Origin of the sequence: Agarivorans sp. DSG3-1, from assembly GCF_046774965.1 — a bacterium.
Classification (GTDB): Bacteria; Pseudomonadota; Gammaproteobacteria; order Enterobacterales; family Celerinatantimonadaceae; genus Agarivorans.
Genome location: NZ_CP177241.1, coordinates 1305915 through 1328968, shown reverse-complemented (window position 1 = coordinate 1328968; position 23054 = coordinate 1305915). Strand labels below are relative to the sequence as shown.

The 23054-nt window shown below is 44.5% G+C and carries 25 protein-coding genes; 15 read left to right on the top strand and 10 right to left on the bottom strand.

Translation table 11 applies throughout. The features are described 5' to 3' along the window. Positions 1 to 179: 179 nt before the first annotated feature. The 5 genes from ACLD71_RS06240 (at position 180) to ACLD71_RS06220 (ending at position 5726) form a co-directional block, all read left to right on the top strand. Positions 180 to 524, top strand: a complete 345-nt coding sequence (locus ACLD71_RS06240) for a hypothetical protein (RefSeq protein ID WP_137672571.1) — start codon at positions 180 to 182, stop codon at positions 522 to 524. A gap of 169 nt (positions 525 to 693) precedes the next feature. Further along, positions 694 to 1803, top strand: coding sequence for an aspartate-semialdehyde dehydrogenase (asd, locus tag ACLD71_RS06235; protein ID WP_411993640.1), 1110 nt, complete (start codon positions 694 to 696; stop codon positions 1801 to 1803). Between the two features lie 231 nt (positions 1804 to 2034). Next, positions 2035 to 2331 carry a hypothetical protein gene (locus ACLD71_RS06230; protein ID WP_137672573.1) on the top strand — a complete coding sequence of 99 codons (297 nt, stop codon included), beginning with the start codon at positions 2035 to 2037 and terminating at the stop codon, positions 2329 to 2331. Positions 2332 to 2440: 109 nt separating this feature from the next. Continuing rightward, the gene (locus tag ACLD71_RS06225; RefSeq protein ID WP_137672574.1) at positions 2441 to 3466 is read left to right on the top strand and encodes a GGDEF domain-containing protein; all 1026 of its coding nucleotides are present in this window, start codon (positions 2441 to 2443) and stop codon (positions 3464 to 3466) included. A 145-nt stretch (positions 3467 to 3611) separates the two neighbouring features. Beyond that, a complete protein-coding gene (locus tag ACLD71_RS06220; protein WP_411993637.1) occupies positions 3612 to 5726 on the top strand; it encodes a substrate-binding domain-containing protein in 2115 nt (704 codons plus the stop codon). On the opposite strand, the gene ACLD71_RS06215 is transcribed toward ACLD71_RS06220, so the two are convergent. Further along, positions 5700 to 5834: a hypothetical protein gene (locus ACLD71_RS06215; protein WP_411993635.1), complete on the bottom strand. Its 135-nt coding sequence runs from the start codon at positions 5832 to 5834 to the stop codon at positions 5700 to 5702. The genes ACLD71_RS06220 and ACLD71_RS06215 overlap by 27 nt on opposite strands. Before the next feature lie 176 nt (positions 5835 to 6010). Here ACLD71_RS06215 and ACLD71_RS06210 point away from each other — a divergent pair, with 176 nt between their 5' ends. The 5 genes from ACLD71_RS06210 to ACLD71_RS06190 all read left to right on the top strand — a co-directional run bounded on the left by ACLD71_RS06210 (position 6011) and on the right by ACLD71_RS06190 (position 10826). Then, positions 6011 to 6619: a TetR/AcrR family transcriptional regulator gene (locus tag ACLD71_RS06210; RefSeq protein ID WP_411993633.1), complete on the top strand. Its 609-nt coding sequence runs from the start codon at positions 6011 to 6013 to the stop codon at positions 6617 to 6619. Between the two features lie 46 nt (positions 6620 to 6665). Next, complete coding sequence (locus ACLD71_RS06205; RefSeq protein ID WP_137672577.1) at positions 6666 to 7496, top strand: hypothetical protein; 831 nt, start codon at positions 6666 to 6668, stop codon at positions 7494 to 7496. Between the two features lie 17 nt (positions 7497 to 7513). Beyond that, positions 7514 to 8533 (top strand): Gfo/Idh/MocA family oxidoreductase, encoded by a 1020-nt coding sequence (locus tag ACLD71_RS06200; RefSeq protein WP_411993631.1) that lies wholly within the window; start codon positions 7514 to 7516, stop codon positions 8531 to 8533. Positions 8534 to 8599: 66 nt separating this feature from the next. Beyond that, a complete protein-coding gene (locus tag ACLD71_RS06195) occupies positions 8600 to 9313 on the top strand; it encodes a sulfite exporter TauE/SafE family protein (protein WP_411993629.1) in 714 nt (237 codons plus the stop codon). Positions 9314 to 9467: 154 nt separating this feature from the next. Then, on the top strand, positions 9468 to 10826 hold the full coding sequence (locus ACLD71_RS06190; RefSeq protein ID WP_411993627.1) for an MATE family efflux transporter: 1359 nt from the start codon (positions 9468 to 9470) through the stop codon (positions 10824 to 10826). Positions 10827 to 12667: 1841 nt separating this feature from the next. Here the strand turns inward: ACLD71_RS06190 and ACLD71_RS06185 are convergent. The 4 genes from ACLD71_RS06185 to ACLD71_RS06170 all read right to left on the bottom strand — a co-directional run bounded on the left by ACLD71_RS06185 (position 12668) and on the right by ACLD71_RS06170 (position 15663). Further along, positions 12668 to 12979, bottom strand: coding sequence for a DUF3301 domain-containing protein (locus ACLD71_RS06185; protein ID WP_411993625.1), 312 nt, complete (start codon positions 12977 to 12979; stop codon positions 12668 to 12670). A 79-nt stretch (positions 12980 to 13058) separates the two neighbouring features. Then, the gene (locus ACLD71_RS06180; RefSeq protein WP_303516892.1) at positions 13059 to 13478 is read right to left on the bottom strand and encodes a secondary thiamine-phosphate synthase enzyme YjbQ; all 420 of its coding nucleotides are present in this window, start codon (positions 13476 to 13478) and stop codon (positions 13059 to 13061) included. 78 nt (positions 13479 to 13556) lie between these two features. Continuing rightward, positions 13557 to 15140 carry a GMC family oxidoreductase N-terminal domain-containing protein gene (locus ACLD71_RS06175; protein ID WP_411993623.1) on the bottom strand — a complete coding sequence of 528 codons (1584 nt, stop codon included), beginning with the start codon at positions 15138 to 15140 and terminating at the stop codon, positions 13557 to 13559. Then, positions 15133 to 15663, bottom strand: coding sequence for a twin-arginine translocation signal domain-containing protein (locus ACLD71_RS06170; protein ID WP_411993621.1), 531 nt, complete (start codon positions 15661 to 15663; stop codon positions 15133 to 15135). The genes ACLD71_RS06175 and ACLD71_RS06170 overlap by 8 nt, the downstream gene beginning before the upstream one ends. A 292-nt stretch (positions 15664 to 15955) precedes the next feature. On the opposite strand from ACLD71_RS06170, the gene ACLD71_RS06165 reads away from it, so the two are divergent. Beyond that, positions 15956 to 16579: a TetR/AcrR family transcriptional regulator gene (locus ACLD71_RS06165; RefSeq protein ID WP_161985107.1), complete on the top strand. Its 624-nt coding sequence runs from the start codon at positions 15956 to 15958 to the stop codon at positions 16577 to 16579. A 104-nt stretch (positions 16580 to 16683) separates the two neighbouring features. Here the strand turns inward: ACLD71_RS06165 and ACLD71_RS06160 are convergent, their stop codons facing one another. Next, on the bottom strand, positions 16684 to 17592 hold the full coding sequence (locus ACLD71_RS06160) for a LysR substrate-binding domain-containing protein (RefSeq protein ID WP_137672595.1): 909 nt from the start codon (positions 17590 to 17592) through the stop codon (positions 16684 to 16686). Positions 17593 to 17705: 113 nt separating this feature from the next. Here ACLD71_RS06160 and ACLD71_RS06155 point away from each other — a divergent pair, with 113 nt between their 5' ends. Further along, on the top strand, positions 17706 to 18587 hold the full coding sequence (locus tag ACLD71_RS06155; RefSeq protein ID WP_137672596.1) for a DMT family transporter: 882 nt from the start codon (positions 17706 to 17708) through the stop codon (positions 18585 to 18587). Between the two features lie 180 nt (positions 18588 to 18767). Beyond that, positions 18768 to 19574: a substrate-binding periplasmic protein gene (locus ACLD71_RS06150; protein WP_411993618.1), complete on the top strand. Its 807-nt coding sequence runs from the start codon at positions 18768 to 18770 to the stop codon at positions 19572 to 19574. Between the two features lie 7 nt (positions 19575 to 19581). Here ACLD71_RS06150 and ACLD71_RS06145 read toward each other — a convergent pair whose 3' ends face one another. Next, positions 19582 to 19893, bottom strand: coding sequence for a GIY-YIG nuclease family protein (locus ACLD71_RS06145; protein ID WP_411993616.1), 312 nt, complete (start codon positions 19891 to 19893; stop codon positions 19582 to 19584). A gap of 404 nt (positions 19894 to 20297) precedes the next feature. Here ACLD71_RS06145 and ACLD71_RS06140 point away from each other — a divergent pair, with 404 nt between their 5' ends. Beyond that, positions 20298 to 20585: a hypothetical protein gene (locus ACLD71_RS06140; protein ID WP_137672599.1), complete on the top strand. Its 288-nt coding sequence runs from the start codon at positions 20298 to 20300 to the stop codon at positions 20583 to 20585. Between the two features lie 3 nt (positions 20586 to 20588). Here the strand turns inward: ACLD71_RS06140 and ACLD71_RS06135 are convergent, their stop codons facing one another. Both ACLD71_RS06135 and ACLD71_RS06130 read right to left on the bottom strand, forming a co-directional pair. Continuing rightward, complete coding sequence (locus ACLD71_RS06135; protein ID WP_137672600.1) at positions 20589 to 20906, bottom strand: MGMT family protein; 318 nt, start codon at positions 20904 to 20906, stop codon at positions 20589 to 20591. A 7-nt stretch (positions 20907 to 20913) separates the two neighbouring features. Then, positions 20914 to 21315: an SMI1/KNR4 family protein gene (locus tag ACLD71_RS06130; RefSeq protein ID WP_303516910.1), complete on the bottom strand. Its 402-nt coding sequence runs from the start codon at positions 21313 to 21315 to the stop codon at positions 20914 to 20916. A 92-nt stretch (positions 21316 to 21407) separates the two neighbouring features. On the opposite strand from ACLD71_RS06130, the gene ACLD71_RS06125 reads away from it, so the two are divergent. Continuing rightward, positions 21408 to 22061: an alpha/beta hydrolase gene (locus ACLD71_RS06125; RefSeq protein WP_411993613.1), complete on the top strand. Its 654-nt coding sequence runs from the start codon at positions 21408 to 21410 to the stop codon at positions 22059 to 22061. Positions 22062 to 22070: 9 nt separating this feature from the next. Here ACLD71_RS06125 and ACLD71_RS06120 read toward each other — a convergent pair whose 3' ends face one another. Then, positions 22071 to 22988, bottom strand: coding sequence for a LysR family transcriptional regulator (locus ACLD71_RS06120; RefSeq protein WP_137672603.1), 918 nt, complete (start codon positions 22986 to 22988; stop codon positions 22071 to 22073). Between the last annotated feature and the right edge of the window lie 66 nt (positions 22989 to 23054).

Genomic DNA, 23054 nt, shown 5'->3' with positions numbered 1-23054 from the left:
TAAAATACGTTTTTTTAGCCGCCTGTCGCCGATTAGCGACAAACAAATACCTTTTGTCTTACTAAGATATTGATCTTTAAAGCCTTAAATATCTGGCTCAGTTTGTGCTGTAAGGCACTAAGCCTTGATAGCGAGCGATTTCCCCTATCTCGCAACGGCATTCATTTAAGGAAGTAAAAATGGAACAGTTTGATCAACGTTGTATACGAGTCGGCGATTGGATATTTGAAATAAAAATGGTGCGTGCTATTCGTGTTAGTGAGTACGGTCAACCCTACGACGCCTGCGCCAATATCAATTTTAATGGCACTCAAGCCTACATCGACAGTCAGCTTACCCGTGTAGACAATGCCTTTAGCGGCAAAGATTTTGCTGCCTTTGTAGAATTTTGCCAAGACATGGGCATTACCGACGCCACCTACGACCGCTATTCACAGGGTAAGCGCCGCAGCCGCAATATTACGATTGGTGAAGACCAGCGACAATCACCCAAAGTGGTCAACTTTCCGGCAAACAATATCTAATTATATTGAGTGGTATTTTGCTCAAACAGTGGTCGAAAAGCGCTCAATTTAGTTTGATAAGCGCTAGTGTTAAGGGCCTGCCGATGGTAATCTCAAAGATTGGACAGACAAATTTGTTTAGTCTAAAAGCAAACACAAAAGATCATAAAATAAAGGATATAAACGGACCATGAAAGTAGGTTTGGTTGGTTGGCGCGGCATGGTGGGTTCCGTGTTAATGCAGCGTATGCGCGAAGAGAGCGATTTTGCCCACATAGCTCCGGTTTTTTTTAGTACATCTCAAGTAGGTATTGCTGGCCCAGATGTGGGCACCGGCGAAACCACCTTGCAAGATGCCTTCGATATCGACAGCCTAAAAGCCATGGATACCATTATCACCTGTCAAGGTGGTGATTATACCAAAGACGTTTACCCTAAATTGCGCGAAAGCGGTTGGGATGGTTACTGGATTGATGCGGCCTCGGCGCTGCGTATGGAAGATGACGCAGTCATTGTTTTAGATCCCGTTAACCGTGACGTGATTGACAAAGCCTTAAGCAATGGTGTGAAAACCTACGTAGGTGGTAACTGTACCGTTTCGTTACTGCTAATGGCGATTGGCGGCTTGTTCGAGAAAGACTTAATCGAATGGGTAAGCCCAATGACTTATCAAGCGGCTTCTGGTGCTGGTGCGCGCAATATGCGTGAGCTCATCAGCCAAATGGGCGACATTCGTGACGATGTAGCCACAGAACTTGCTGACCCAGCTTCTGCTATTCTCGACATTGATCGCAAAGTAGCCAACAAAATGCGCAGTGACGATTTCCCTACCGATCAATTCGGTGTGCCACTGGCGGGTAGCTTAATTCCTTGGATTGATGTGCCTCTGGCTAGCGGCCAAAGCAAGGAAGAATGGAAAGCTCAAGTTGAAGCCAACAAAATTTTGGGTACAAGTGATAGCCAAACACCTATCGACGGTATTTGTGTACGTATTGGCGCCATGCGTTGTCATAGCCAAGCGCTTACCATTAAGCTGAAGAAAGACATTCCAGTGGCTGAAATTGAAGAAATTTTAGCCGCTCACAATGATTGGGTAAAAGTGATTCCGAATGACCGTGAGTTATCGGCACAAGAACTTACTCCAACCAAAGTAACCGGTACCTTAAGTGTGCCTGTAGGCCGCATCCGCAAACTAACAATGGGCCCAGAATATATCTCCGCATTCACTGTTGGTGACCAATTACTTTGGGGAGCTGCAGAGCCACTTCGTCGCATGCTACGAATTTTAATCGGTAAGTAATTACTGGCATTCGACATTGCATACGCCCAGCCTCAAACGCTGGGCTTTTTTATGCCGTCTATTTAGTCTCCCTGCAGCATTCGCTGTCTCTAAACGCTCTGCACAACATTCATTACAATGGCTGAGTTAAAATTAAGCGGTAAATTGTTTTCATAGCTGAGTAAAATTTACTAAGCTGTTGATAAGATAAAAATCCTCTGTTTACTTATTTTTGAAATTGTAGGAAGCGTAATGAAAAAAACCTTAATTGTAGCCAGCGCCTTCACCCTATTGAGCGCTTGTTCTAGCTCTGCTCCTGAGCAAAACCAAGGCGTAATGATTACCGAAAGTTCTACCGATGTAGTGGATTGCAATATTCTCGGAGTTTTTAACGTTGATCCACAAAGTTTAGAAAGCGATAACGGCAAACAAGAGCTAAGCCAACGCGTTCTTGATTTAAAAGGCAACGCTGTACAGTTGATTCCGTTAAGTACTGCTGAGCCAGAGTTAGTTAGCGCACATGTATATCAATGCCCAGAGGCTTCTTAAGCCGCCTCTAACTCGGATATATAAATATTTGATTAAGTAATGTTGTTTGCATGATCCAATACTGGAAACGCAAGGTAGCAGTAAACAACCCAGTATCGATGGAGCTCTTATGAGCGAGAAAATTTTAAAGAAAGCCACGCTAAATTTAAAAAAAGCAGTGCCTTTGATGATGAAACATCAAATTCCGGCCACACCCAGCAACTATGCCTTGTGGTATTTGTACGTTGATGATCAAAACCCAGAGCTTAACGCCGCGATCGACGAAATAATCAGTGAGTACGACACGGTACCCACCACCAGCAGCCAAGTCTTATATCAAAATCATATCGCCAGCCAAGACGAGCTAGATATGAAAAGTATGCGCCAAAGCCTAGAAGCTATGGCAACCGAGTTGTCGCAAACCATGCAAGACACAGGTTCCGATGCCAATGCCTTTCAATCAAGCATTGATAAAAGCTTTGCTAAGCTAAACCGCATTGAAGAAGACGGCATTCCGCTTGAACAAGTGCTTGGTCTAGTGCGCAACCTTATTGATGACGCCACCAACATTCGCCAAAGTACCGACTTTTTCAACTCTCAATTAGGTAAAGCTCAAGCTGAAATTGAGAACCTTAAAACTCAGTTAAAAGAAACAGAAAAAGAAGCCTTATACGATGCACTAACTGGCGTACTAAACCGTCGAGCCTTCGATGCCGACTTTAAAGATGTGATTGAATCCAGTCCGGAAGGTCTATGTATTATTATGACCGATATTGATCACTTTAAAGCCTTTAACGACAACTATGGCCACGTATTGGGTGATCAAGTGCTTAAGATTGTTGCAAAGCGAATCACCGAAGCCTGCCGAGAGGGAGCTAAAGCTTATCGCATTGGCGGTGAAGAATTTGCCATTATCTGCGCCAAATCGAACCTGCGTTCTGCCCGGCATTTAGCAGAATCAATACGCAGAGCAATAGAGAAGTTAAGCCTTAAAGATAGGCGTTCTAATCAGCGAATCGACAATATTACCTGCTCTTTTGGCGTGGCAGAGTACAACGTTGTGAGTAAATCAAAGGCTATTGTAGATGCCGCAGATACTCAGCTCTACGAAGCCAAACGCTTAGGCCGTAACCGTGTAATGCCAATTGTAAGTTAATGATTAGCCGAGCGACTTAACAGTGAGCTCGGCTATGCTTTGCCATTTACAATACAATTTAATAACAATTCTCCTAGCTAAATCACAGCAAAATCACTAACACTTGATACATTGAATAGCATAACTAGAAAAATCGTTAATATTCATGAAAAAACGTATTGCCATCATATTGCCTACGCTGTCGCAAACTATCGATCAACAAGTGATTCGAGGCATTCAGGCAAGTTTAGATCCCCAGCACTATAGTTGTTTATTCATGCCCATTGGTTATTTACCGGTGGCAGAGCAGTTTTCCGATAACGACTTGTGGCTTATCAAACAAATTCCTAGCCTAGCGATAGATGGCGTGATTCTTTATGGCGGCGGCGTAGGTTACAAAACCTCAGCCGAGATAATGCAAACCTTACTCGCGGCTTTGGGGCCCCTTCCGATCATCAATATAGGCTCTGTATTAGACAATATTCCCTCAGTATTAGTTGATAACTACAGTGGTATGTATCAACTAACCCAACACGTACTAGAACGAGGCTGTAAAGACATTGTTTATCTTGATGGACCCAAGGTTAATTTTGATTCACAACAACGCTTCAATGCCTTTAAAGACGCCTTAACCGAACATGGATTAAACCTGCCCGAGCAACAGCACTTGGTAGGCGATATGACGCCAGTTTGCGCTGCTGCTTTGTGCAAGCAATGGCTACAACAACACAAGCGTATTCCCGATGCGATTATGTGTGTAAACGACCTGAGCGCCAAAGGCGTAATTGAAGAATTGGATAGACAACAAGTTGCCATTCCAGAACAAATTTTGGTGACCGGATTTGATGACTTTGAATATGCTGATGCCATTCGCCCCAGCTTAAGCACCGCTATTTACCCGGCGCAACGAGCAGGGGCTTTAGCCTCCCAGCTCATCTCAGACCGCCTTCAGGGCACCCAATTAGAACCGCAGTATCAACTAGAAACCATGGCAAGGTTTCGTGCGAGTACTGGCACCCCAGTTAAAGATTCGGCCTTACACAGCAACGATGAGCAACGCCGGCTGTTAATCCAACAGCGAGACAGCAATGCGCAACGCTTAGCGGTAACGCGCTTATTACACCAACGACAAGGGCTAGATAACATTCTTAGCGCGGCACAAGACACGCTTAACGAATTAGGCATTCCCGAAGTATATATATACCAACACCAGCGCTCCGAGCAGGGTAAAAGCCTAAACTATTTAGCCCATAGCCTACATCCACACCATTTGAACATTGAAGAATCACACCAAACCCTACCTGCCGCTTTTAACCAGGCGATAAGCCCAGACGTACACCGTGGTTTATGGGTTATTAGTGAACTAAAAAACGACCAACAGAGCTTTGGGTATTTGGTGGCACTCACTGAAGAGGTGCATGCCGAGTTTATAGAATTTATGGCGCCGCAAATCGCCGATATTATCGATCATCAGCGCTTACTGGATGATACAAAGCAATACCAAGAGCAGGTCGAACTCAGCGAGAAAATGGCAGCCCTAGGTAGTTTAGTTAGCGGCGTAGCACATGAAATTAACACCCCGCTGGGTAATAGCTTATTGGCCGCTAGCCACCTTAAGGAGCAAATTGCTCAACTGGCTCAACTGATGGCCAACCAAAAGCTCACCAAATCAAATTTTGAGAAGTTTATAGAGGATGCCGGCAATACCAGCGAAATCATCATCAGTAGCGCCCAACGCGCCGCCGAGCTAATAACCAGCTTTAAACAAGTCGCCGTAGACCAAAGCTACGAAGAACAACGTAATATCAACTTAGCCGATTATATTGAAAAAGTGCTGCGTAGCTTGCAGCATCAATTGAAAGGGACTCCCGTTGAGCTACACACTGATTTAGACAGAAATATCGTCTTGTTTACCTACCCCGGCGCCATCGCCCAAGTGATGACCAATTTATTTGCTAACGCCTTACTGCATGGCTTTGAGTCTGGACGTCGTAAAGGGGCGATTCTCATCAGCCTTAAAAAACTAAGTAACGGCGCACAGCTTTGTATTAAAGACGACGGTAAAGGGGCTAGCCAGGAAACTTTAAGCCACATTTTTGAACCCTTTTACACCACCGCCCGAAGTGATGGAGGCTGCGGTTTAGGCATGCACATTGTGTATAACCTCATCACTCAAAAACTACAGTGGCAACTGCAGATAGAAACGCAAATTGAACAAGGTTTTAGTTTCAACATTACTATTCCGCAACCAGCACTAAACCAGGCTGCGGAGCTGCATTAAACACCAAGTAATAACAATGCGATGTCGGTGGAAGTTGGTTTTTGCGTGTCGATAATCGTCGATTATGCTTACCCATTTAGCTAACGGTAGATCGGTAAAATTATTCATAACCGCTCTTTTATCTTGTTAATCACCCAACTATTTTGGCGCTGGATCCATTCGCGGCCGTGAAACTTTAATGAATATTCTGTACTCGTAAATTGCTTTTTCTCACCCCACCTATTCAGCAAATTTGATAGAATAAGTTCGCGGCAATGTTGCCAAGGTAATACAACGAATTATTAATGACTCTTAGCCAGAAAAAGCGCGCTCAAATTATTGATGCTGCAATTAGCGAATTTAAAGCAGCCGGTTATGCTGCCACCAGCATGGATCGCGTGGCTCAAGTCGCCCAAGTGAGCAAGCGTACGGTGTACAATCACTTTCCCAGTAAACAAGCACTGTTTGTGGGTATAGTGAGCGTAATGCTAGAGCTCATTTCTGCGGCAACTAAAATGGAATTCTCTAGTCAGCGAAGCTTAAGCGAACAGCTGAGAGAACTCGCCAATAAAGAACTGGCCTTATTTGCCGACCAAGAGTTTATTGCCTTAGCACGTTTAGTAATTGCAGAAGCGATTCATATGCCCGAGCAAATGGTGGCCACCATGCAGCAAATGTCGACTTTAGAAAACAGTATTAACAACTGGTTTGAAAGCGCGGCAAAAGAGGGTTTATTAAGCACCGACAATCCTTCACTGGCATGTACTCAGTTTATGTCATTGATTAAAGGACAGTGCTTTTGGCCGCAAATTATTAGTCGCTCACTGATGCCGTCACCCGAGCAAATTGAAGAAATTGTCGATAGCGCTATTACGATGTTTTTAAGCCATTATCAGGCAAAAGCTGCCCACTAAAATGGCCAATATTCACCCTTTTATTACCCGCCAAGGTTGGCTCTAGATGCTTAAAGTTATTGGCTTAATTGCCTTATTGATGATCGGAACCCTTGTGGGCTTAGTCATGTTCCCGCCGCCAAGCAGTCAGTTTCAAGACAGTCCATTGGCCAGCAAAACACTAACACCAAAGCCTCAAGCGCAAATTGATGGTATCGCCAATGCTGCTAGTCTTTTGTGGCTACCGAATCAACAACGTTGGCTGGTTGGCACACTGGCCCCGCAAACTGTTTTGGTGAATGGCTCAGCACAACTCGCTTATCTTAATCAGCAATTAACCAGCGCAGAATTAGAGCCGCTGCCCGCCAGCGGCGATATCGCCGATCTAGCCTTGCTTGATGAACACTTAATTGGTATTTCTGGTGATGGCCGCTTACTCTATTTTGAAGCTCACCAGCAACGCTGGAAGTTTGTTGATAAACGTAAATGGCTACGCGGAGGTTTGCACCATAAAACCGCGGGTTTAGTATGGGATCCCAAGGCCGCGCTATTTTATACCTGTGAACGCGAAGGCTTAAAACGTTGCTACCGCGCAGATCGTGATGGCCAGCAGCAAGACGAATTTGATTTACAGATTACAGAGCAACAGCAAGCTAGTTTGGCTCAATATCAAATAGGCAGCATGACCTGGCACCAAGGCCAGTGGTACGCCTTGAGTTCTCGCTATAGCAGTTTATTGCAGATAGAGCCTGAATCTGGGCAAGTACTTAATGTGATTGCATTAGCCCAAGAGGATACCGCTCAAGCTATTGCCAGCGACGGTGACAAACTTTGGTTACTCTCGGTAATACGCCAGCAACCTGAGACCATTAAATTGGCTACCATTCCTTTACCTTAAAGCGACTAGGAGCAAGTATGTTAAACGTTGGTATTATTGGATTTGGTTTATCTGGACGGGTATTTCATGCCCCGTTAATTACCGCCTGCGAACAACTTTCATTATTTGCCATTGCTAGTTCAAGAAAACAAGAAATTGCCAACAGTTACCCACACGCGCAGTGCTTAAGCCCAGATGAGGTATTGGCTCATCCTGAGATTGATGTAGTGGTCATTGCTAGCCCAAACGCACTGCACGCTCAACAAGCCAAGCAAGCAATGAAAGCCGGCAAACATGTGATTGTAGAAAAGCCCTTAGCCGTTGATAGCGAACAGTGTTTGCAGCTGCAACAAGTTGCCGACGAAACAGGTAAATGCCTAAGTGTGTTCCACAACCGCCGTTGGGATAGCGATTTTCTAACCATTCAACAGCTCATCGCTAATCAAAGCTTAGGCAGCATTCATAGCTATGCGGCACACTTTCATCGCTACCGCCCAGTGGTAAAGCAGCGCTGGAAAGAATTAGACCCGCAAGGTGGCGGGGTACTATATGATTTAGGTGCTCACCTTATTGACCAAAGCTTGTGCTTATTTGGAAAACCGGAAAAGCTTTGGGCACACATCGCCACTCAGCGAGATGGCGCGGTAACTCCAGATTTTTTTGATTTACACCTCATCTATTCCGACAAAAAAGTACAGCTTAGTTGTAACTCTTTAATAGTAGAACCAGGGCCACGCTTTCAACTGCATGGCAGCAAAGGCTCTTATGCAAAATGGGGCATGGATCCACAAGAGCAACAGTTGGCAGCAGGTTTGTCGGCCAAGGCACGTATTTTGGGCCAAGACGCCAATCGCAGTGAAATTCATTTAGCGGGTCAAGCTATTGTTCATAAGCCTTTAATAAAAGGTAATTATTTGGCTTTTTATGATAACTTTGTAGCAGCAGTGACTAAGGGTGAAACCTTGGCAGTAAACGCTCATCAAGCCAGTGAAGTAATAGCGTTAATTGAGCTCGCCACACTTAGCCACCAGCAACAAACGATATGTTCAGTTAACTAAACACTGAACAGCATTTATCAATATTGCCCACTTTGCTCCTTCAAAGCGGGAATAAGAGGTGGCAAAGTGATCACAGCTATAGCTTGTTTACTTATCTTTGTTGGTGCGTTGGTGCAATACACCATTGGCTTTGGTTTAGCGGTCATTGCCGCTCCTCTGTTATTTTTACTCTCACCTATTTATGTACCAGGTCCCGTGGTCATTGTAGCGTTGGTTGTATCTACCCTAAGTGCTTTTGAACATCGAGCCAGTATCTCTTTTAAAGGCTTAACTGCCGCCATATTAGGTCGAATTCCTGGCTCTATTGCTGGCGGCGCGCTGCTGTTATGGGCTGACCTTAGTAAGCTGTCTTTTTGGCTAGGCTTATCGGTACTGATTGCCGTAGCGATTAGTTTGTTCCCCATACGTTTAACCCCAAGCCCAAAGCGTTTGGCTTTAGCGGGATTTATGTCTGGATTTATGGGTACTAGTAGCTCGATTGGTGGGCCGCCAATGGCACTACTTTTACAGCATCAACAAGCCAGTTATTTGCGGGCAAACTTATCGGCGTTTTTTGTCACTAGCTGCATAATGTCTTTGATAGTGCAGCTATCTATTGGCTTTATGTCGCTAGAGCATTTCCAAGCAAGCTTACCGCTAATCCCCGCTGCGCTATGCGGAGCATGGGTGGGTCGCCGTTATGGCAAACGACTACCACAACACTGGATGCGGGCTTTTTCTTTAAGCTTATGTGCCATATCTGGCGGTAGCGCAATGCTTAGCTACTTTTTATTGGCCTAAATCTCAAAATTATTATTAACCAATACATTTGTCATACAAATATTGTATAATCGCTCATTATAATCAAACAATTACCTGTATTAGCTGACAAACGCCCTATTCTTAGTTACCACCAGTAACTCAAATATTCTTGTGCGGCTAGGTAAGGAATAGCGTGCCTTCTCAAACATACCTTAGAAAAAACATTGCCTTAGCCTGGCCATTAGCGCTAAACGGCTTGTTGATGCAGTCTATGTTAATGGTGGATACCCTGCTGGTATCCCCTCTTGGTGAAATCCCTTTGGCAGCAATGGGGATAGCCGCAACACTGGTAGCGTTTATTTTGGGTATTCAAATGGCCTTAGCCAATGGCTCGCAGCTAGTGCTTAGCCGCGCAGTGGGCTCGGGCAATAGCGCGTCTGTCGCAAAAGGCTTTTGGGCTGGGCTTATTATCAACTTCACTGTTGCCTTAGTCTTTTGGTTGATTTTGTCCTTTGGTAACCAGCCTATTATGGCAGTACTTACCGATGATGGTTTACTGCAGCAGCAAATCATCAGCTACTTATCTTACTCTAAATACCTAGTGCTTTTTACCGCGATGACTCAGGTGATAATTGCCCTGCTAAATAGCCAAGGTAAAAGCAAAATACCGCTCAAAGGCTACTTGATAGAGATGCCAATCAACGCGGTGTTGTCGTACTTTTTAATCTATGGTTTTTCCAATACCCATGGCATGGGACTAGAGGGCGCTGCCTTAGGTAGCTTGGTGGCCATAGTGATTAGAATGAGCTATTTAACGATTTGCGTTAAGGCCGATCCCAGCCTCGATCTAAGGTTTACTCAAAACCTTAAGTCTCTGCTTAACAGCCTTCGTTCACATGCTAATGAAATATTCCCGGTTGCCGCCAACGTCACCATTCTGCAAATTGGCATCAGCATTTACCAACTGCTCTACTCACAGCTTAATATTAACGCTTATGTGGCTATTACCTTAGTCACGCCATGGCTAAGAGCTGGCACCCAGTTTATCGCCGCCTGGGCACATTCTTCAGCAATTAGTATTAGCCAAGCCATTGGTTCTAAAAACCTGAATAACCTGGGAAAGAACGTAGATAAAAGCATAGATGTATCCGTAGGCATTTCGGTGCTATGCGCCATAGCTTTTGCTGGCTTAAGCTTTATATTACCTAACATTTACCCAGACTTAGATGCTGAAACTTACCAAGCCTTAAGCCTTATTGCCCCACTATATATCTTCTTACCGACAGTTCGTGGTTACAATACTGTGCACGGTCACGCACTAAGAGCCTTAGGTAAAACCACCTCAGTATTCAAAATTAACTTCATCGGGCAATGGCTTATCGCTATACCATTATGTGCCGTGTTAATTTTGCATTATGAAGTGTCGATATTCTGGGCCTTTGCGATTCAACCTTTTGAAGAAATCGTTAAAGCGCTACCGTTTAGGCTACTCGCTAGAAAGTCTTTGAAAGAGTTTGATCATCAAAAAGCTGAGAAGCTGATGTATGACTAAGGTGTAGTCGCGTTTCCTCGATCTTACGCATACATTGGAAAACCCCGACAAGAGCGTACAGTCAACCCATAGGGTGGCGTAACTCACAATTGGACAAAACAATTGGATAAATGCGATAGGTCGCACAGAGAAGCGAGTTAAGACAGCAAGGTAGTTAGGAATCTACAACATTGCCTAATCTACGCTTAAACATAAGTAACAACTCACGTTTTTACTTAACGCCCCATGCAAAACTGTCATAAGGTGTATATAACTTACCTCTGGCTATTATTGGATTTACAAAAGCAGGTGCCATATCTGCTAAATCAATAAATTTTAGTGCTAACCTACCATGTGGAACATCAAATTTTAGCTATGAGTAATAAGTTCTCAAGTTTTGCAATTGATAGTGTTGGAATAAGTATCTGGGGTACAGTGTTCATCGCTATTTATACTCAGTACTTTGAAAGTATCATTGGACCGTCATTTTTCATGGCTTATTTAGGGTATATAGCGCATTTTTTATTGTATGTTTTTCTAGCGCATATTTTCGTTTACACGCTGTTATTTGCATTATCTAGACGACACTGGGGAAACAAAATCTTATTACTTCTGACTGCAATTGTGTTACCTGTTGGCTCAGGTTTTTTCATGTATTTTTTATCTTCAAAAGAAAGAACCGAAAAGGCATCTGACTCTTTTTGACAATTTAAGCTCAAGCCTCTGCTTACAAAGAGAAGGGAACACATAAGGGGGTAAAAATTTGTTAGTGATATTAGTCAGCAACAAGACGGAAATGCTCCGATTGGGTAATCTTTCACCATAGAATGGGACTAGGCCTACCACAATTAGATACCTGCTTTTCTACATGGTTGTCATTTCTGACTCAAGTATTTCCGAAGAGAGAATACACAGAGCCAAAACTTCATCAATTACTGCCTCATCGTAATCGAGTTGAACACACGAACTATCAGATGTCAGCTCGCCAACGACTACATTATTTCGAAATAACTTTTTCTTATGAAACTCAAACCCTATATCTAGTGTAATGTCCCCTAGGAACTCCCACCTTTTTCGCTTACTCTTGATTCGCATACTACCGAAATCTATATATCTATAACACACTCTGGCTACAACATCGCCTTTACTAATCACTAGAATGGACGCGCGGCTCTCTAGTGACCAAAATACTTCCAGCTCAGAGTTCTGAATACCATCTATAATCAGCTGTCGCTTATAGCGTTTCTCGCTAGTAAACAACGTTCTAAACCAATCTAACCCAGAGGATGGCTTGAGAGTTTTGAGGTCTTGCTTGAACTGCCTTTGCGGCCAACATTTAATAATGACTCTGTTCTTTATCATCCGAAGCCTAACGCTGTTTTAAGCTGCGATTTACGGTTATCTATAATCGCGAAGCGATGGGAAATTGTCTGCTCGAAAATTCTTGTGTACGCCCTGCAAGGGCTTGAACTAATGAAGTGAAAGTCCTCTGTAGGAAGGTCACCATCTAATAACATTTTGATTATTAAACGCTAACTTCTAGTGTATGGCAAGAGCATTACCGTGAGGAAATGTCTGAAGGAAGCAGCTAGCAGATCTGCGAGCTGAACAAGAGCATCATATTAGGCGTAGGCTGGAGACGAGTTGGCTCAAGCTAACGAAGCCAAGTGATCTAACAGCCACCTTAAATGAAGCAACAGTGTGAGAGTTTTGCACAGAAAGAGAAAAACGAAGGGTGAATAGGTTTACCGTTAGGGCTGTTCTAACAAACTTTGGGGCAAAACCAATTTAGCGCAAGCTGTCAGATCTAATCATATCAAGGAATTGAAACTGACAAGTCGCATTCAAACTAACCCAACAAATTAGCCTTGATAAAGGTCGTCCTCTACCTTATAGACCGGCAAATCAAACTTGTACTGGCTGCCGGCCATTATCAATACACCTTGGTAGCGGCTATCACCAGTAGACGAAAACTCGAATTGGTAGAAGCGACACCAGCGCCAGTAACCTGCCATTTTTTGCGGTTTCTCTTGGGTAAAGTTAACTTCAAGTAACTGTAGATCTAAGGTTTGGCACTTTTGCTTAATTAGATGCTGAGCACGTTCTGCGTCTTTTCGGCGTCGCCAAAAGAACATCACAATAAACGTAAAAATGAAGATCGCCAGTAAATCCATAGCACCAACTTAAGTAATGAGTATCTTCAAGATATTGGGTCACACGCGCTAATAACAAGTAAGCGTTTTACATCAAGTATTATTCGCCACTAATGGTCGCGATTAACTGACGGTTACCACCATCATTGCGGTGTTCGCCTAAATAAATCCCCTGCCAAATCCCTAAGGCAAACTCCCCTCGATTCACAGGTAGGGTGATTTGGCTGCCAAGTAAACTGCTTTTGATATGTGCAGGCATGTCGTCGGCACCCTCATAGGTATGCTGAAAATAAGGCGCGTTTTCGGGAATCATTTTATTGAGATGGGCTTCTAAATCGGCGCGAACAGTGGGGTCGGCGTTTTCATTCAAGCTTAAGCTGGCACTGGTATGCTGTAACAAAAGGTGGCATAAGCCCACTTTGAAGTCTTGTAACTCCGGTAACTGTAAAATCAACTCTTCGGTAATTAAATGAAAGCCGCGTGGTCGCGCTTTCAATCTAACCAAACGTTGTAACCACATGAAGCAACACCTATTTTAAGCTTTATTAAAGACTAGCAGTGGCGCGCTAGCTTTGTAAATGCTGGCTCAGCGATAAAGCTATCTATGCAGTGATTTAGCCAATAATTCAGCGTTTCGTAGTGCCATGGCATAAATACTCAGTTGCGGGTTAGCCCCTAAACTGGTGGGAAATACCGACCCATCAATCACACTTAAGCCACTTAGCCAGCGATAATTTCCAGCTTCATCAACCACTGAGTTTTGCTCGTCTCCTCCCATGGCGCAACCTCCCATGACATGAGCAGAAGCCAAGCGTGTCGCTAAAGCCTGCATGGGCAACTGCTTGATGAGCTTTTTAGCCTCAGCCCAAGAGCTCACCAATTGGCTTTGCTCATGTAAGGGGTAAACCTTTTTTGCACCTGCCGCAAACTGCAGCTCAGCCATGCTTAATAAGGCACGGCGTGCGCCCTGCCACAAATAGTCACTAATCGAGTAATCTAGCACCGGGCTGCCGTCGTCACGCAGCTGAACTTGACCACCAACACTATCGTCATGGAAACCGTCACGTAATAAAGCAATGGTCACTTGTAGGTGATTAATCTGCTGCATCATCTCACTATGAAATTGGCCAAAGCCAGTTGTTTTGGTTGCCAATAAAATAGGGTGTACCGGTGGCACTTCGAGTTTATAACCACACGCGCCTTCGCTGCCGTTTTGCCAAACAAAGTGGTCGGAATATACCGATTGCGGCGCGCCTTGATGGCTCGCCACTACATGCTCAAACAATGCACCACTCATTACACTCGGGTGAAGAAAGGTTCGCTTGCCCACTCGTTGATAAGGGTCTGGCACTTTTGAGCGCAGTAATATAGCTGGTGAGCCAATTGCTCCTGCAGCCAACACCACATGCTTAGCCTTAACAGTAAATACCCGCTTAGTGGTTCTTTGGTTCTTGGTTAAAGCGATAAGCTGCGCACCCACCACTTGGTCATTTTCAATGGTTAGTTGCTGAACCCTAAACCGGCTTAACAAGCTTGCACCAGCATTTAAGGCCGCTGGGATTGTTGTAACTAACATGGATTGCTTGGCGTTGGTTGGGCAGCCCATCCCGCAATAGCCCAGATCCCAGCACTGTTTTACATTGCGTGGAATGGCTTGATATGACCAGCCCAAGGCATCGCAACCTTTAGCCAGTAAGCTGTTGTTTTGGTTACGTGTTAACCAAGGTTGTATGCCCAACATTTGTTCAGCTTGTTGGAAATAAGGCGCCAGTGATACAGCGTTAATGTGGGTAAAGCCCCAACGTTGCTGCCAATGACTGAGGGTATGCTCTGGGGTACGGAGTGAGGTTGTCCAATTTACCGTGGTAGATCCCCCAACACAGCGCCCCTGAAAAATCCCTATCGCTTTATCTTTGGTTTTTCGAGCTGCCGACTCTTGATAAAGGTCGGGGTAGGCTTGGCGCTCCTGCATCTTAAAGTCTTGGCTACTTTTCAGTGGGCCTTCTTCAACAATCAGCACCTTCAAGCCAGCTTGAGTTAATACTTGAGCAGTAATTCCACCACCCGCGCCGCTGCCAACTATCAATACATCGCACTCTATGCTTTTATCTTGTTGCTGTTCGGCACCATCAATATGTTGCCAACCCGCCGCTAAGCCTTCAGCAATAATATCCTTAATCATTAAGCAGTCCTTTTGCTTGAGCGGGTAATTGGTAGTTAAGTTGATCCCAAGACACCGGATCACCATACCAAGCAGCCATAATCAGTTCGTGCAGGCCTTGATAAGCTTGGCGAAGTAACTGCAAATAATGCTGCTGCCATTGCTGCAATATCTGTAATTTTTGTTGCAAGGTGAGCTGGCTAAGCTGACTTGCACCAGCGCTTAATAATAACCAACCGCCTCGTGACTGAAGCAGATCGAGTAGCTGCCTTAACTCAGCCTGAGTATGCGGTTCCAACACTGCAAAAGCATGATCGATGTTAGCAAGAACTCGCTGTAAAGCTGGTTTGTCATCTGCCGCGACGCCACCCTCTAAAAAAGCCGGAATAAGCGCCCAGAAAATTTGCTGATGTTGAGCAGACAAACGCAAACCAGCTTGGGGTGTAAACTGCAGAGGATAATGGGAGAATAGCCAAGACCCTCCACCCACCGCTGCTGCGGTAACAGTGCCATATTGCAACAATTTACGTCTTGTTAGCTTCACCTTGGCTCCTTGCCCTACTTGAAATGTCGACACAAGCAATTAAAATACCCATAGTAACTTATATAGCGTAGCTTAATGAATATGCAAGTTTCCAATGGTAACTTAATCAAATAGTGACCGACTGATCGCAAGATTGAGTCGAAAACCCACTTATTCATACAACAAGTTTAGAAGCTCAAGCGCAGTATGCATTAGCAAAGGCAAGACTTGTAAGCGATCACTCATATGATTAATGGCTTTTCTGGCCATTACTGGCTAAGGTAAAACTATCAATAGTTTAATGAAAAAAACCGTGGATACAGCAATAAAAAAGCGCGCGATTAGCCCTGAACAAAAACAACTTCGTCGGCAGCAAATTTTACACGCCGCTAAGCAAGCCTTGACCGAACACGGCTATGAGAGTGTGGTATTAAGCCAGCTGGCCAATGACCTGGAATTATCTAAACCCGCGCTATATCGCTACTTCGCCAACAAAGAAAGCTTATTTATGGCGTTGTACTTGGAAGAGGCCAACCACCTACTGATAGATATTGAGCGCCTGTCTAAACAAAGCTTAAAGCCAAGAGTATTAGCCGAAACCATCGCAGCTCAACCCACCTTTTGTTACTTGTCGGCTATTTTGCACACGGTCTTAGAGAAGCAAGAAAACATAGAACAAGCGATTAGTTTCAAACGTGATTTAAAAGCAATGGCAGAACAGCTGTGTGCCTTGTTTATGCATTGGTCGCCACAAGCTAACCAACAACAAGCTATTACTAAGGTTATGTTTCTTTACCAAAGTGTGATTGGTTGCTGGCATACCAGCCACCCTTCAGCCACCATGCAACAGGTTATGCAAAATGACGAGTTTGCCATTTTACGCGTAGACTTTGTGGATAGCCTGAGCTTGTTATTGGTAAAGTTACTCGCAGATTAAACCAACAAGGTAGCCAATTACTTTTTCAAGTCGCTACCCGTCGGCAGCCTCTGCTAGATAGGATCATCCAAAGATATCTCTGCATGCTGGCTGTTAAAGTACATTTAGCGATCTAGTGGGCTAGCCGCCGTTTCAACAAGCCAATCAACCACTGCCCGCAAACCTTGTTCGCGACTGCGTGCTTGTTTAAAACACAGGTAAAAATCGTAGCCGGTATAAACCGACGATACTGGCAGATCGACCAATTTACCTTCGCGAATATCTTTCTCCACCATAAAGTCGCTGACCAGTGCAATCCCTTGACCGGTTTCTGCCGCCTCTAACGCTAATACTTGATGACTAAAACTATGAAAGCCTTGGTTGACCGGCAAAGCAATACCAAGCCCTTTCGACCATACTGCCCAATCACCTCCGGGCTGCTTAGCATCTTCGTCTAAGTCGCAAGAAAGCAGCGGAAAGTTGAGTAAATCTTGTCGCCAATTTTGATGATCGATTTCTTGGTAAAGACTTGGTGAACACACCGCCACTAAGCGCTCTTTGTGCAGCAGTCGGCTCACATAACCAGGAGCAGTGGCCGTAAAACAAATAAACAAGTCACCGGTTTTGCTGGAAAGCAGCGGTTCTTCGGTGACCATTTGTAGGCGTAAATCAATATCGGGATGTCGCGCTCTAAAACTAGGCAACAAAGGCACTAAACGCTTAAGCGCAAACGAACTATAAGAGGTAAGTCGCAGCTGATCGATACCCTCGCCTTTAACTTGTCGAGTAAGATGACTGAGCTCATTAAGAATACGCTCTACTTCTACAAAGTACCCGCGCCCGGTATCGCTCAACTGCAGTTGTCGGCCAACTTTTTCGAACAACGGTTCTGCTAAGTAATCTTCAAGTAAGCGCAAGCGGTGGCTCACTGCACTCTGGCTAATCCCTAGTTCGCTGCCAGCTTTAGCCACACTTTGGTTACGAGCAACAGCTTCAAAAGCGACTAAGGCGTTTAATGGTGGAAGTGTGCGCATAAAAATACATTCATTTTTTTCATGTATTTTAAATTATTATCATTTTTTTAATGTTTCACAAGTCTCTACACTGCCTTTACTATTCAACACTAGCTGCAGCATAGGGGGCAAGCATGCGAAACAACTACACTCTTGTCGCCATTGTTATTTTGGTGGTGGCCAACCAGATTGCGGTGCTATCCGATGCATTAATGAAAATAGCCGGCGAACAAGCCTCGGTATTCGAGATATTGTTGTACCGCCAACTTTGTACCTTAATGCTGTTGTTACCGCTGTTTTTATTCACGAAGAATAAACTACCTCAAAAGCCGCTGATCCACGTGGTGCGAGGACATTTATGGTTAGCGGGATCTGGCTGCATGGTTGTAGCATTAATGACCTTGCCGCTAGCCACTGCTAACGCATTGTTTTACGCCGCACCAATTATGATGTTACCGCTAGGCATGTGGCTGCATAAAAGCACCGTTAACCGCACTCAAGTGGTAGCTGCTACTATCGGTTTTATTGGGGTTCTAGTTATTATTAGGCCTACAGAGTTTAATTGGGGCGCAGCGGCGGCTCTTGGCACCGCCTTAACACTGGCCTTGAGTAACTTAACCGTGAAATACATTCCTAAGCAGGAATCGGTTGTCACCAGTTTATTTTGGACCAACGTAATGGTAGTACCTGCCACCTTGCTGTTGGCGTGGCCAGAATTACATGGCATTAACTGGTCGTTGGTTACTCTTGCTGGGGGCAGTAGTTTGTTTATTCTGTTTTTGCATGCTGGCTCTGTTGTGGCTTATCGAACCGCCGATGCCAATACTATTGCCAGCGCCGAGTACACCGGCTTAATAGGCGCAGCAGTGGTTGGTTGGGTCAGCTTTAATGAAATGCCTGATGCGCTCACTTGGTTAGGCGCAGCAATGATTGTTTTACCATTAGTGTTAATCGGTAAACGCAGCTTACGTAAACCCAAAAGCAAAGATACCACCGCACCAGTTATAGATAACTAGGCCGAATAGCGAGAGAATGAGCGCTCTCGCTAAACTGAAGTATTTACTGTCAACTTTAGTAGACAGCAAGCTTAGTTTGTTCGCTCAATATGCTAAGCCTTTCCAATACAATCCTTTATTAAATCAGCATAATGCACTGTCAAAGTTTGTTGTATTGAGATTTTCCCCGATGCTGTTCGTTTGTTCCATTTACATAAGCTTCCCTTGCTAAAGGTCGCTCTCGCCGTTGTCAGCTTGGTCTTAGCCAGCCTACCTTGGCAACTTCAGGCCAACCAAACTGAACAATTAACGTTTGCTGCAGACCGCTGGTGCCCATTTAACTGTAAACCCAATAGTCGGCGGCCTGGTTATGCGATAGAAATCATTCAGCGCGCTTATAGCCCTAAATATCAGGTTAACTTTCGCGAAATGCCATGGACACGAGCATTAAGGCATAGTGAGAAAGGGGTTTATCAAGGTGTGGTTGGCGCCGTAAATGGTGAAGCCGAGGGTTTTATTTACCCTAGTGAAGCCATTGGCCGCGCGACCCAAGTATTGGTAATGCGCAATGATAGCACCTGGCAATATCAAGGTATTGAGTCCTTGGAAGAACTACGTATTGCTGTCATTGCTAATTATGATTATGGTCCCGCTATCGATAGCTACGTATCAGCGAAGCAGCACAAACGAAACATCATCACCGTACGCAGTGATCAACCCTTAGTAAAGATGCATAAGCTATTACAAGAAGGGCGAATTGATGGGTACATCGAAGACAAAAGCGTGGCAAGTTATTACAGCCATCAGCAAGGAGATAACCAAAAGATTCGCTTTGCTAAAGAGTTTGAATCAAGTTTGGTATACATCGCTTTTTCACCCAGTAATCCACAAAGTAGAGCCTTGTCCTCTCAGCTCAGTGAGGCAATTGTTGGGATGCGCGAAACTGGAGAACTGGAAAAAATATTGGCACGTTACGGCTTAGAAGATTGGCAAAATAGTCCCGATTAAGGCCCGTTTACAAAAGGTTTTGCCAATCTAACTTACCCGCGACCAGCAACTCTTTTTTCGACTTTGAGAGTTGTTTAATAGCATATTCTAAGCGCATTGCTTGCTGCTTAGACGCCATGAGCTGTTGAAATGCCAAAATCAATGGACCTTTACCACGCAGCGCTTTTGCGCCTTTTAATCCACCTTGCTGGTGCTCGCTAAAGCGGCGCTCTACATCTGTGGTAACTCCGGTGTAAAGATGCTGGTTTTTGGTACGAATGATATACAAAAACCACGGTTTTACCGCGGGAGTTGATGAGGTTAGCGAAAGCTCTGGCAAATCGTGGCTACTTAATCAAAGTTATTCAGTGATATGCAGTGTAACTAGCAGAACCTTAGGTTCAAGTTAAAACGGTAACAAGAATAGACTTTAGCTACAACTTTAGTCTTATTGTAAAACTTCTTTTACAGCTAGGTTCTCCTTGGAATTTTAGGCCTTATTAAAGTTAAATCAGCAACATAACAGTGGTCCATCATCTAAGCGCAAAATTAACCATTGATTTGAGTATTGGTTGGCCTAAGCTGAGTGCGTCAATGATAAAAACAACAACTAGTTCAAGCTAGAATGAAGTAGCAATAAGCACTTACCAACCGGCTGTCAACGAATATCCAGAGATGTTCAAGCCAACAAATAGTGACTCTATTGCTCAGTAGTTTTAAACGATAAATAGAGAGTGGTAGATCATGGTATTACACGATCTTAAAGAGAGACGTTTGCTTACTGTTAATGCTAAGCAGTTTTGCAATGTAGATAGTTACCAAGCCAATAAAACTTACGCGACTCGCCAAGTCAGTAACGTTGTACCCTTTCCCCTATCGGCGAAGAAAAACAACAAACTCGCAGTGAAAGAAGTCTTTAGTTTAAATACGCAACAACAACAAGAACTGCATCAGCTAAAGCAACTCACTGGCCTGTCTAGTGATTACTTAGAGCACAAGTTAAGCTTACACCTAGGCGAACAAAAGCAGTAACAGCTAGTCGCCCAACCAAAGGTGTTGAGCTAGAGGTACCTTATTATTGCGAAAAATAATGCCTTCGTCTTCTAAACGTTGCCGCTGCGTTTGGTACTGAGGAGAACCCTCAGGAAATGAAATCATGCCCTTGGCATTTATTACTCGATGCCACGGCAGACTTGAGCCTTCTGGTAAGGTTTTAAGGCAGCGCCCTACCGCTCTAGCCATTCTTGGGTAACCGGCCATTTCGGCTATACCACCATAAGTGGCGACTCGTCCCTCGGGAATATGACCGATCACCAGCCAAAACTTGGCAAGGTACTGCTGCTTCTCATCCATTAACGACTTAGCTTTGCATCCATACTTCGGTTGCCCAATCCCAAATGGTATCCCATTCAGGAACTAAATCCTCTTGACCCTGCCAGTAACCTATTTCACCTTCTTGACTAATAAAGTAAAAGTTATCACCGTTCTGGCAAATAGGAATGAACTCACGAGGCAAACCCAAATTCCAAGCGGTGGCGGCAACTTCCGGTAAGTAAGTATGTAAATACGGGTCACTAATGGTCACCGGCTCTAAACTTCCAATAGCAACATTACTTACGGTAAGTTGAAAAGCACGTAAGTCACCAGGCATCGGGATTAGAATGAGTTCTTCTACTTCAACTAATTGAGCTTCTGTAGGAAGATCGCTTGGGTAAGCACCCGATTGGTCTGCATCCCTTATTTCATCTATTAGTTCTTGCATGCTTGTCTCTCCGAGGTATTGGCATACAATGCCCGTTGCTTAAAATTTTGCACAGCTTACAGAGAAGATTCTCATTCAGCAAAGGAAACTCGATGCTTGATAATGCTATTACTGTAGAACCACAACAACCGGCGCGCCACTGTGTAATTTGGTTGCACGGATTAGGCGCGGGGCCAGAAGACTTTGTTCCTTTGGCAAAACAACTCAAACTGCCTGCCGATGCCGCGGTACGTTTTATCTTTCCGGCAGCACCGACTCGATCGGTGACAGTAAATGCCGGTTATTTCATGCCCGCCTGGTACGATATTTTAGCCTTTTCTCCCGAAAGACAGATTAACCATTCCCACCTAGATGAGGTAAGCGAACAGATTGAGCAAGTCATTCAGCAACAAGTTACTTTGGGTATTGCTAGCGAGAAAATCTTTATTGCTGGCTTCTCCCAAGGCGGTGCCGTTGCCTATCAGTGCGCCTTAAATTACCCAAATAGCTTGGGTGGCTTGTTATGCATGTCTACTTACTTATTAGCAGAAAGCCTGCCCACAACAGCGTTGCAAACTAACACTCCAGTGTTAATTCAACATGGTCGCCAAGATGACGTAGTGGCATTAAACCTCGGCCAACGAGCCTTTAACCAGTTGCAAGCTCAACACTATCAAGTGGAATTTCAGCAGTTTGATATGGCTCATAGTGTATCGCCCAGCCAAGTGAAAGCGATTAGCGCCTGGTTAAGTCACCTAATACGCTAGCATTTGCCCTTACTGAACTCCGTGAGCTTGATTCAAGCAATCGATAAAACAGGCTAGAATTCGAGAAGGCTTTGGTGAATGACGCGTTACTGCTAAAAATGGGCAGTGATAAGCAAAGTCTTCACCCCCTAATGCTCTTATCAAGCCTTGTTCCACAAAGCTTCTAGCGTAATGCTCGGGCAAATAAGCCAAATAGGCGCCCGACAATAGCAAAGTAGCAATCGCTTCTTGATCGTAGGCAGTCGCTTGGCGGCTAAAACCTTTACGCTGCGAAGTATCCATATTGGGAGAGTGATGGCCAAGACCCGCATATTTTTGAGCCACTATTTCTTGCGCGCTAATGGTTATATCACTGCGCTTAAATAGAGGATGGTGATAGCCACAATACAGCGCCATTTTCTCATCAAACAAGTATTGGTAGTTAAGGCTACTAGATTGTCGCTGACCCGGCACAATTCCCAGCTGATAGCGCCCCTCGATGACTCCACTTTCAATCACTGAAAGAGTTTCTACGTATAAATCTAAGCTAACCTTGGGCGCACGTTGGTCAAACAACTGCAGTGCTTCTGAGATCTTAGCCTGCTGGTTGGTAACGGTTTTATCGAACAGGGCAATGGCCAGCTTGCCCGTCATGTCTTTATGCAAGCTTTGTACATCGGCACGAAACTCATCTAACGCGCCCATTAAGCGTAAGCTAGATTGGTAAACATGCTGCCCTTCAGGGCTGAGCACAAAACCAGCTCGCCCACGCTGGCATAAGGTTACCCCGAGTCGAATCTCTAGGTCTTTCACATGCCGACTAATGGTAGAGCGACCAATATTCAGTTCTACTTCAGCCGCTGAAATGCCGCCGCAATCGGCCACCACTCTAAATACTTTGAGCAAACGTAAATCAATATCGCTTAACTGGCCGAGTATCTTCTGCATTTTGTTTCACCTTTATGAAACTTTAGTTTGAAAGATACACATTTATGAAACGCAACGCGAGTTTTA